The organism is Paenibacillus sp. JT31N7 (genome assembly GCF_059692095.1).
Genome location: NZ_JCAUAT010000006.1, coordinates 90471 through 102242 on the forward strand (window position 1 = coordinate 90471; position 11772 = coordinate 102242).

General features: G+C 55.5%; 5 protein-coding genes. 4 read left to right on the forward strand and 1 reads right to left on the reverse strand.

What is annotated here, in order from left to right:
• Positions 1-286 precede the first annotated feature (286 nt).
• The 4 genes from AC58P5_RS22610 to htpG all read left to right on the forward strand — a co-directional run bounded on the left by AC58P5_RS22610 (position 287) and on the right by htpG (position 11075).
• Positions 287-3424, forward strand: a complete 3138-nt coding sequence (locus AC58P5_RS22610) for a hybrid sensor histidine kinase/response regulator (protein WP_497390583.1) — start codon at positions 287-289, stop codon at positions 3422-3424.
• On the forward strand, positions 3405-4538 hold the full coding sequence (locus tag AC58P5_RS22615; protein WP_497390585.1) for a response regulator: 1134 nt from the start codon (positions 3405-3407) through the stop codon (positions 4536-4538). Before AC58P5_RS22610 ends, AC58P5_RS22615 begins: the two co-directional genes overlap by 20 nt.
• A 289-nt stretch (positions 4539-4827) precedes the next feature.
• Positions 4828-8997, forward strand: coding sequence for an S-layer homology domain-containing protein (locus AC58P5_RS22620; RefSeq protein WP_497390587.1), 4170 nt, complete (start codon positions 4828-4830; stop codon positions 8995-8997).
• A 197-nt stretch (positions 8998-9194) separates the two neighbouring features.
• Positions 9195-11075, forward strand: coding sequence for a molecular chaperone HtpG (gene htpG, locus AC58P5_RS22625; protein ID WP_497390589.1), 1881 nt, complete (start codon positions 9195-9197; stop codon positions 11073-11075).
• 78 nt (positions 11076-11153) lie between these two features.
• Here the strand turns inward: htpG and AC58P5_RS22630 are convergent, their stop codons facing one another.
• Positions 11154-11687, reverse strand: coding sequence for an LURP-one-related family protein (locus AC58P5_RS22630; RefSeq protein WP_497390591.1), 534 nt, complete (start codon positions 11685-11687; stop codon positions 11154-11156).
• Positions 11688-11772 lie beyond the last annotated feature (85 nt).

The following is an 11772-nucleotide window of genomic DNA, read 5'->3' on the forward strand; positions in this document are numbered from 1 at the left end:
TATCCGAAGCGCTGCCCTGGTATTGTGCGGAGAAAGGGAACGGCTTAATTCTTAGCTATGAATCTATGCGAACAAAAGAAACCTGGCGCGGGCTATGGTACAATACAACAGCATCGCTACTTTTTTCCGGCAGGTGAAAAACAATGAGGACTTTATATCATAGAAGTATACGGGAGCACAATTTGTCTGCGGTGCTGCACACGTGCGGCGGTCAGGAGCGGTACAGGAACTGCAGGGATGGCTTACAGGGATTTTGCAAACGGTTTCATGAGCTGCGGACTAAACTATGAAAAAACAAGGACTGCTTTTTATACTCGGGGCCGTGCTTATTCTGCTGCTGCCGGTGTATTCCGTTCTTCAGCACGTCGTGTCGCTTGACCGGAATCCCGATGCGGTCGGCGGGGAGCTTGATCTCAGAGACTGGAACTTTGCGGAACAGGGCACGGTCCGGCTCAGTGGCGAATGGGAATTTTACCGGGAAAAGCTGCTCGTTCCCGGAGATTTTCACCCTTCCGCGGAAGCGGCAAGGACGTTTCCCGTGCCGACCGGCATGGTGCAAATTCCGGGCAAATGGAATGCGTACATGGGCACAGACGAGGATTCCGCCGCAGAAGGGTATGCCACGTTCCGGCTCAAAGTGCGGCTTAACGAGTCGGACGGGGCCATTTACGGCATCCGAACAGGCAATATCCGCATGGCTAACCGGGTGTTCGTGAACGGCCGGGAGGTGGGAGCAAGCGGAACGCCGGGCCGTACGGCCGCCGAAGAAAGTCCCGACAACGTCCCGTATACGGGTTTTTCCTATCTGCGGGGCAGTGAAGCCGAGATCGTGGTTCAGATCTCCAACCACAGCTATTCCTCCGGCGGTATGTTCACGCCGATTTTGTTCGGAGACGAAAAGTCCGTCATGAAAAGCCGGGAAGCGGCCTTATTTTCCGAGTGGATGACGATGGCGGGCTTCCTGATTCCCGGACTTTATTTTCTGGTTTTGTACAGAATGCGGAGGAAAGATCCCGCCTCGCTTTATTTGGGGCTGTTTTGTCTGGTCGGGCTGTTGTTTGTGCTCACGCATGGGGAGAAGCTGCTTGCCGCCGCCTGGCCGGGGTTTTCTTATATCTGGATGCTCAAGCTGCAGCTTATGGTGTCCTCCTTCGTGTACTTTTTCTTGCTCCGTTATGTAGCCGTTGCCGTACCGGGCGGCGTTCATCCGCTTGCCATGCGGCTGAGCTCCGCCGTGACGGCGGTCGGTCTGCTTGCGGGCCTGCTGCTGCCGCCGGTTGTTTTCTCGCGGCTGGAGGCGCTGATCCTGGCGGTTTCCTTCCTCAGCATGTGCTATATGGCGTTTGTTCTGCTTAGGGACGTGCGCAAGCGCTCCGAGGACACCTTGCCCATGATCGCCGGTGTGATGAGCATTCTGATGGTCATAGCGGCGTACGTGCTTAATCTGGTCGGCTTGTACGAAGGGCTGCTGCTCGTTCCGGCGGAAATGCTGCTGTTCGTGCTGACCCAGGCCGTTCTGCTGGCACAGCGGTTTAACCGGACCTTCGTGGAGGTGGACCAGCTTTCGCGAAGGCTGCTTTCCCTGGACGGGCTGAAGGATGAATTTATGGCGAACACGTCTCACGAACTCCGCACGCCTCTTCACGGAATGGTCAACATGGCGCAATCTATGCTGGAAGGCGCATCGGGCGATCTGAACGGCAAGCAGAGGAATGATTTAACCATCATTGTATCGACGGGCCGGAGGCTGACTTATCTCATTAACGATATTTTGGATTTCAGCAAGCTCAAAAACGGCGAGATCGTGCTGAAGCGGCAGCCGGTCGATCTCAAAGCCGCAACGAACGCGGTGCTGGAAGTCATGACGCATGTCGCGAGGCATAAAGAAATTACGTTCGAGCAAAATTGGCCGGACCGGCTTCCCTGGCTGCTCACGGATGAAGATCGGCTGCAGCAGATTTTGTACAATTTGCTCGGAAACGCCGTGAAGTTCACATCCGGGGGCAGCATCACGATCGGTGCGGAGACAAAGAACGGCCATGTGCTGGTCTACGTCAAAGACACGGGGATCGGGATCGCGGAAGACCGTATGGAAGACATCTTCCATGCGTATGACCAGGCCGCCGGCCCCGGGGATCGGGATTATGAGGGGACGGGTCTCGGACTGAGTATTACGAAGAAGCTGGTCGAACTGGGGGGAGGGAAAATCGAAGCGGAGTCCCGGCTCGGGGAAGGCTCCGTTTTCCGGTTTACCGTTCCTTCGACTACGGCTGTCCCCGAAGCGGCACGTTTTTCCGGCGGAAGTTCCCTGGCCTCGGCGGCAAGGGAGGAAACGGCTGCCGCCGCCCTGCCCGCAAGCCGGGAGGATCGGCCATCCCGCAAGATCGACGCGACTGTTCTGCTCGTCGACGACGATCCGGTCAACCTGCAGGTGCTGTACAACCTGCTGTCGGTTGAAGGATACCGGCTCATTGCGGTGGACGGCGGGGCCAAAGCGATGGCGCATATCGGCTCCGGGCAGTCTATCGACCTGGTCATTGCCGACTGGATGATGCCGGGCATGTCCGGCCTGGAGCTGTGCCGGGCGATCCGAGCCCGTGTCTCGCTGGCCGAGCTGCCGGTTCTGCTGCTGACCGCGCGGAGTCTGCCGGAGGATGTGCGTACCGGTTTCCAGGCGGGCGCCAATGATTTTCTGCGCAAGCCGGTCGATGCCGACGAGCTGAGAGCCCGGGTGCGGACCCTGCTTGAGATGCGCAAGTCCGTCCGGAACGCGGTTTCGGCGGAGATGGCGTTTTTGCAGGCGCAGATCAAGCCGCATTTTTTGTACAATGCGCTCAATACGATTATCGCGCTGCTGCCCTCCGACCCGGACAAAACGACGAAGCTTCTTCTGGAGCTCAGCCGCTACCTTCGGGGCAGCTTCGATTTTCAGAATCGCGACCAGTTGGTTCCTTTACAGAAGGAAATGGCTCTCGTGCAGTCGTATTTATTTCTGGAGAAGGCACGTTTCGAAGAACGGCTGCAGGTGGATTACCATATTCGGGCCGAGCCGAATCGGCTGATCCCCCCGCTCAGCATCCAGCCTATCGTAGAGAATGCGGTTCGCCACGGCATCATGAGGCGTGCGGAAGGCGGAACGATCGGCATTACCGTCGAAGAGCGGGATGATGGCCTGCTCGTGGAAATTACGGATAACGGAGTCGGGATGGAACCCGCATGTGCGGCCTCCCTCCTGTCTGCGGAGACCGGGAGAGGGGTAGGTCTGATCAACATCCATACCCGTCTGCTGACGATGTTCGGGGAAGGGCTCGACATCCGCACCGAGGCGGGACAGGGAACGACTATCCGCTTCCATGTGCCGAATAGCGGGGGAGCCGGAGCCTTTCGGGAGGAGAGGAAAAACAGTGAAGGCGATTCTGATTGACGATGAAAAGCCCGCTCTGATCCAGATGGAGCGCCTGCTCCTGACGGACGGGCGCATGGAGGTCGGTGGCCTGTATACGCAGGCCCGGCACGGGATTGAACATATGGCTTCCGAGAAGGCGGACATCGTCTTCCTGGACATTGAGATGCCCGAGATGAACGGCCTCGAAGCGGCGGAGCATCTGTACCGGCTGAACCCGGAGGTTCAGATCGTTTACGTGACCGCCTACAATGACTACGCGATCGAAGCGTTCGAGCTTGGCGCGCTCGACTATCTGCTCAAGCCCGTCGACCCGGAACGGTTCGCCAAGACCGTCAGCCGCCTGGAATCGCGTCTTAGCCAGCTTCAGGCCGTCCGCCGGGAGGCGGTACCGTCCGGCGAGCCGGCCGTACGGTGCTTCAAGCAGTTGTCGTTGGCCGGAAGCGCCGGGTCAGGCGGCAGCTTAAAATGGCGCACGCAGAAAGCGCAGGAGCTGTTCGCCTTCCTCGTTCATCACCGGAGCAAACGGGTGGCCAAGGATATCATTCTGGAAACGATGTGGCCGGAGCTTTCTCTGGACAAAGCGGTAACCCAGCTTCACACCTCCGTCTACCAGGTGCGCAAAATGCTCAAAGCCTGGGGAATGGGCGCGGGCATCGATTATTCTCACGACAGCTACCGCTTCACGGCGGACGATGCCCTTATTGATGTGGACATGTTTTTGGCCGAAGCCTCCGTCAGCGAGATTACGTCGCGGGAGCAGTGGCAGCGGCTCGACCGTGCGCTGCTCCTGTACCGGGGAGATTACCTGGAAGAGCACGATTATTTCTGGGCCAGATCGTACCGTGCGCAGCTCCTCCAGCAGTATATCCAGGCCAGCCTTCTGGCCTCGGCCTACGAAGTGTCGGCAGGCCAGCCCCAATCGGCACTCCAGCGGCTGGAGCAGCTCCAGAAAAGGGAACCGTTCTCGGAAGAGATTTGCCGGGCGGGTATGGAAGTCCATGCCGGGCTGAGAGACAAGCTTTCGCTGAAGAAGCATTACGAAGCGTTCGCATGCTCCCTCCGGGAAGAGTTGGAATCCGAACCCGGACGGGAAACGGTCAACCTGTATAAACACTTGATGCAGAGCATCTAAGCGATTCGGGTTGTCCCGGACGAAGCCTTTGCCGTTATTGAGCGGCGGGGCTTTTTTTTGCGGCGTGGAAAACAATGGAGGAGATTTGCGACCGAGGATATACGAATTAGACCCTTTTGGCGAAAAATGACGAATTTTGTCCAGAATCCGTTCAGCGGCGTTTGATACAATTTTCCATGGTAAAGACAGGGGGAAGGGACTCGATAAAGCTCAGATAAAGAGAAAAGATTGTGTGGATAGCCGCTTTGTCAGCATGTGAAAAGTTTTCTACAAATTATGAGGTGAATGTATGCATCAGAGAAAATCCTCTGTCAGATGGATTTCGGTCATGTTGATGAGCGTGATTGTACTTAATGTTTTGTTCGGTGCGGCGGGGCCGGTTAAGGCGACGCTTCCCGGGTTTTCTGCCTATAATGCCGCGGCAACGGCTGCGGAAATGTATCAGGCCATTACGGATTTCCCGGACGAACTTTTTGAAACTGTACCGCAAAAAGACAGTTTTTACGCGAACAGGAAAGCGGACAACGACTTTATCGTGGATGACCTGATCAGCAAGCGTCCGTTTGCGACGGTTACGGATCTACGCGATGCTTACGGCAGTGCTTTGGATAACCGGAATTTCTTTTTGTTTCTTCATGAAGCAACGGATAATTCGGGAGTAAGTGCCGCACTTGGCTGGGTTATCGACGGAACCTTCCTCAATCCCGGACTGGATTTGGACAAATATGCCGTTCTGGACTATACGGAACAAGCGGTCGTAGACCAGGCCGTACTTGACGGCATTCCTGTCAACGGGTATGTCGCCGCGTATGGGATTCAAACCATTATAGACACGACGGTCGGACAGATTGTGTCCGGAGCACTCCAGGATGACAAGACGGCTCTGGAGATCGGTTATGCGGCGGGAGACAGTGCCCAACATGTAACCCGGAACGTGACCCTTCCGACAGCGGGAACGCATTTCACGCAAATCACCTGGACCGGAGGCAACGGGGTCATCGACCCGGCGACGGGCACAGTGACGCCTTCGGCCGGCGGAGATGTGGTGGCTGTTCTGCAAGCGAAGATCAGCAGAAATAATGAAAGTGTCACCAAGGACTTTACTTTGAACGTTAAAAGCTCGGCGCCTGCCGCGCCTCCGGTGATTACGACGCAACCGCAACACGTGCTGCCGCCGGTGCTTGAAGGAAATCCCGCTTCCTTTAGCGTTATCGCCACGGGAACGGGACTGACGTATCAGTGGCAGGTAAACAGCGGCATGGGCTACCAGAACCTGCCTGGCGAGACGAACGCCACGCTGAGTATTCCGGCCGTTTCGCCGAGTATGAACGGCTACATGTACCGTGTCATCGTGTCGGGAACGGGCGGTCAGCCGGTAACGTCGAAGGGGGCGGCGCTGAACGTGATGCCGATGATGCCGATGTTCCCTCCGGCGATTACGACGCAACCGCAACACGTGCTGCCGCCGGCGCTTGAAGGAAATCCCGCATCTTTCAGCGTGACGGCAACGGGAACGGGACTGACGTATCAGTGGCAGGTAAACACCGGATCGGGCTACCAGAATCTGCTGGGCGAGACGAATGCCACGCTGAGCATTCCGACCGTTTCGCCGGGTATGAACGGCTACATGTACCGGGTCATCGTGTCGGGAACGGGCGGCCAGCCGGTCACGTCGCTCGGAGCGGTGCTGAACGTGCAGCCGATTCCAACATTCCCTCCGGCGATTACGGCGCAACCGCAAAACACGCCGCCGTTACTGCAGGGAATGCCCGCTTCCTTTAGCGTTACGGCCACGGGAACAGGACTGACGTATCAGTGGCAGGTAAACACCGGATCAGGCTACCAGAACCTGCCTGGCGAGACGAACACCACACTGACCATTTTGGCCGTTTCGTCAAATATGAACGGCTACATGTACCGTGTCGTCGTGTCGGGTACGGGCGGCCAGCCTGTAACGTCGAACGGGGCGGCGCTGAACGTGATGATGTTTCCGACGTTTCCTCCGATGATTACGCTGCATCCGCAAAGCCCGCTGCCGGTGCTTGAAGGAAGCCCCGCTTCTTTCAGCGTTATGGCTACGGGAATGGGACTGACGTATCAGTGGCAGGTGGACACCGGATCAGGCTTCCAAAACCTGCCGGGCGAGACGAACGCCACGTTGAGCATTCCGGCCGCTTCGATGGGCATGAACAACAATAAATACCGTGTCGTCGTATCGGGTATGGGCGGCCAGCCGGTGACATCAAATGAGGCGGTGTTGAACGTGCTGCCGATGATTCCAACGTTCCCTCCGGTGATTACGGTACAGCCGCAAAACGTGCCGCCTGTGTTTGAAGGTGCACCGGCAGTTTTTGCAGTTGCGGCCACGGGAACGGGACTCACGTACCAATGGCAGGTAGACAGCGGTACTGGCTTCCAGGACCTGCCGGGCGAGACGAACGCCATCCTGAGCATTCCGGCCGTTTCACTGGGAATGAATGATTACAAATACCGCGTTGTCGTATCAGGTACAGGCGGCCAGCCGGTAACGTCTCATGAGGTGATCTTAACGGTCATTCCGACATTCCGGGCACCGGTCATTAAGGAGCAGCCTGCCGGCAAGGCAGTGGCCGAAGGCGGCAATTTCAAGCTTTCGGTCGAAGCTTCGGGACTCAGCCTGACCTATCAATGGCAGGTGGATACGGGTTCGGGTTTTGTGGGAATTCCTCACGAAACTAACCGCTCTCTCAGTGTGTCTCCCGTAACGAAAGCGATGAACGGCTTTAAGTACCGCGTCGTCATAGCGAATCCGGGGAACCAGCCGGTAACGTCCGAGGAGGCGCTTCTGACGGTGTACACCGTTCCGTCCGCTCCTGTGAACGTGAGCGCCGCGGCGGGCAACGGGCAAGCCGTCGTTTCCTTTACGGCACCGGTCTCCGACGGCGGCAGCGTCATCACCGGCTACGAAGTCACCGCTTCGTCCGGCGATAAAGTCGTGAGCGGTACGGCAAGTCCGATCACGGTGACCGGGCTTGCGAACGGAACCGCGTACACGTTTACCGTTAAGGCTCTTAACGAGGCGGGCGGAAGCGCGGCTTCGGCTCCATCGAATTCCGTCACGCCTTATGCTCCGTCAAGCGGCGGAGGCGGAGGGGGCGGAGGTTCCTCGGAAACGAGCACGTCAACGCCGACCGCACCGCCCGTTACGGAAGTACCGGCTAACGAAGGAGCCGATATCCTCGTTAACGGGAAAACCGAACGTGCAGGAACCTTGAAGTCGTCCGAAGTAAACGGTCAATCCGTTCTGACGATCGTAGTCGATCCGAAGAAGCTGGACGAGAAACTGGCGTCCGAAGGCCGGCACGCAGTCGTAACCATCCCGCTTGCGAAAGACAAGAAAGCGGATGTACTGATTGGCGAGCTGACGGGCCAAATGGTGAAATCCATGGAGCAAAAGCAGGCGGTCGTTAAAATTTCCGCCGGAAATGTCACGTATACGATCCCTGCGGAGCAAATCAACGTTTCCGCTTTGTCGGATCTGCTCGGCAAGCCGGCCGCACTGGACGATATCAAAGTGCGCATCGAAGTGGCCGCTCCGACCAAGGAAACGCTGAAAGTCGTCGAAAATTCGGCGGCCGACGGGAATTTCACGCTGGTAGCTCCAGCGCTCAACTTTGCGGTTAAAGGAACTTACGGCGGCACAACGGTTGAAGTGTCCCGTTTCAACGCTTACGTGGAGCGTACGATCGCCATCCCGGATGGCGTAGATCCGAGCAAGATTACGACCGGTGTTGTCGTGGAAGCGGACGGCACCGTCCGTCACGTGCCGACCCGGATCGTAAACGTAGACGGGCACTATTTTGCGAAAATCAACAGTTTGACGAACAGCACCTACTCCGTGGTCTGGCACCCGCTCGAATTCCGGGACGTTGCCGGGCACTGGGCTCAGAATGCGGTCAACGATATGGGCTCGCGCATGGTTATCAATGGAGTCGAAAACGGCACGTTTAACCCCGATACGGCGATCACGCGTGCGGAGTTTGCGGCCATCATGGTACGTGCGCTGGGACTTAAACAGGAAAAAGCGTCCGCGCCTTTCTCGGACGTAAAAACTTCGGATTGGTACAGCGCTGCGGTGCAAACCGCTTACGCGTACAAGCTCATCGGAGGGTTTGAAGACGGAACGTTCCGTCCGTCCGACAAAATCACCCGGGAACAAGCTATGGTCATCATGGCAAAAGCGATGAAGACTACCGGCCTCCGGGACAAGCTGCCGTCCAAAGAAGCGGCGGAATCGCTGGCTCCTTATACGGATGCCGCAGCGACTGCCGAATGGGCGAAAAGCGGCGTGGCCGATTGCCTGCAGGGCGCAATCTTTGCGGGTAGAACCGCCACGGAGCTGGCTCCGAAAGCATCGATTACAAGAGCGGAAGTCGCCGCCATCGTGCAGAGACTTCTTCAGAAATCCGAACTGATTTAAGAAGAGGAGAGTTATTCCTTCGGCGGTCTTGCAGACGGCCGGGGAATAGCTCTTTTTTTATGCAAAAAGAGAGAAACGCACGCATGTTTTTTAACGGAGCGGTTGACTTCAAAAAATGGAATAGGTACTATAAAACTAGGAATTAGCACTCATGACATTTGAGTGCTAACTATGATCTTTCGGAAGGAGATTCACTCATGGCTAAGAAGCAGTTTAAAGCGGAATCCAAGCGTTTGCTGGAAATGATGATTAACTCGATTTACACCCAGAGGGAAATCTTTTTAAGAGAGCTGATTTCGAATGCCAGCGATGCGATCGACAAAATTTACTACAAGGCCCTGACGGACGACAGCCTGGAGTTCAACTCCGACAATTATTTCATTAAATTGAAGGCCGACCGGGCCAGCCGTACGCTGACGCTTTCCGATACGGGAATCGGTATGACCAAAGAGGATCTTGAAAACAACCTGGGCGTGATCGCCAAGAGCGGTTCGCTCGCTTTCAAGAAGGAAAACGAAGCCAAGGACGGCCACAACATTATCGGGCAGTTCGGCGTCGGTTTTTATTCCGCTTTCATGGTGGCGGACGTCGTTACGGTCATCAGCCGGGCGCTGGGCAGCGAGGAAGCGTTCAAATGGGAGTCCAAAGGCGCGGACGGTTACACGATTGTGTCTGCCGACAAAGAAACGGTCGGAACCGAAATCATTTTGAAAATTAAAGAGAATACCGAGGACGACAACTACGACGAGTATTTGGAAGAGTACCGGCTGAAGGCGATTATCAAGAAATACTCCGATTTTATCCGCTATCCGATCAAGATGGACGTATCCGGACGCAGGCCCAAAGAAGGCAGCGACGACGAATTCGAAGAAGTCCAGGAAGAACAGACGGTCAACAGCATGGTTCCGATCTGGCGCAAAAACAAAAATGAGCTGACGACGGAAGACTATGAAAACTTTTATGCGGAAAAACGGTACGGATTCGACAAGCCGCTCAAACATATTCATATCAGTGCGGACGGCGCAGTCGTATACAAGGCGATTTTGTTTATCCCGGAAAGTACTCCGTTCGATTATTACACGAAGGAATACGAGAAGGGTCTGGAGCTGTATTCCAACGGTGTGCTGATCATGAACAAGTGCGGGGATCTGCTGCCGGATTACTTCGGTTTCGTAAAAGGAATGGTCGATTCGGAGGATCTGTCCCTGAACATTTCCAGGGAAATGCTGCAGCACGACCGCCAGCTGACGCTGATCGCCAAAAATATCAAAAACAAAATCAAGAGCCAGCTGCAAAGCATGCTTAAGGACGAAAGAGAGAAATACGAGCAGTTCTACAATTCTTTCGGCCGTCAGCTTAAGTTCGGTGTTTATAACGACTACGGCACCCACAAGGACGATCTTCAAGACCTGCTGATGTTCACCTCTTCCAAAGAGAAAAAGCTCGTTACGCTCGATGAATACGTATCGGCCATGCCTGAAGACCAGAAGTACATTTACTACGCTTCCGGGGAGTCTATCGACCGCATCGAGAAGCTTCCGCAAACCGAGATGGTCCTCGACAAAGGCTACGAGATTCTGTACTTCACCGACGATGTCGACGAATTCGCCATTAAAATGCTAATGGCATATAAGGAAAAAGAATTCAAATCCGTATCCAGCGGCGACCTCGGAATCGAGCCGGACGCGGCGGACAAGCAGACGGAAGAAGAGGAAAACGACAGCAAGGATCTGTTCGAAGCGATGAAAACGATCCTGTCGGACAAAGTGAAGAACGTAAAAGCGTCCAAACGTCTGAAATCCCATCCGGTCTGCCTGTCCACCGAAGGCGAGCTGACGATCGAAATGGAGAAAATTTTGAAGGCCATGCCGAACGGACAGGAAGTCCAGGCGGATAAAGTGCTGGAAATCAACGTCAACCACGACGTGTTCCGCTCTCTTAAAGAGGCTTACGCCAGCGATAAAGACAAGCTGAACCTGTACACGAATCTGCTGTACAATCAGGCTCTTCTGATCGAAGGTCTCCAAGTGAACGACCCGGTCGAATTCACGAACAATATTTGCAAAATCATGGTCTAAGCCGCCCGGCGCTTTAGACCAAAAAGGCCCGTTCCTTCCGGAACGAGGCCTTTTTTGCGTGTTTGCGCTTGGGATAAACTAAAATTGATTAGGCGTGTACGTCTGGCTCTCTGTCGTACTGCCCGTCATATGATTCTGCCGCTGAAGCTCGTGGACGCCCATTACGACGGCGATCAGCTCGAAGCTGTCCAGCAAGGTCGATTCGTTGCGCAGGCGGAAGGCGCCGGATTGGAGCCAGCCGTTCACTTGGTGGAACTCGGCAGCGAGAACGCCCGACGAGTCACGGATCGTATAGTGTTTGGACAGGAGCGGCGATTCAATGTCGAATAATCCGCGCCTGCCGGTATCATATTCGTATTTCTTGGCCAGCAGCGTAAACCGGGGGCGCAGAACACCGAGAATGTTTCCTTGGTCGTCCTTCACGTCCCATTTGCGTCCCAGGGATAAGAGGCGGAATGAGCCGGAACATACTTTGCGCCCGCCGGCGTCCAGCACGGATAGAGACGAACTTAACATGTGCTTCATGTCCAGCGTACCGGCCGGAAGACCGCTCGCCTCCAGAATGGGGCATTTACCCGTACTGAAAAAATTTTCTTTGAAATAAAGTTCCATTTTCCACTCACTCCTTCCAAAAACAAGCATTTTCCTTTATTTACTGCATACGGCATGAAGGCGAAACGGTTTCGTTAAGGCCCGT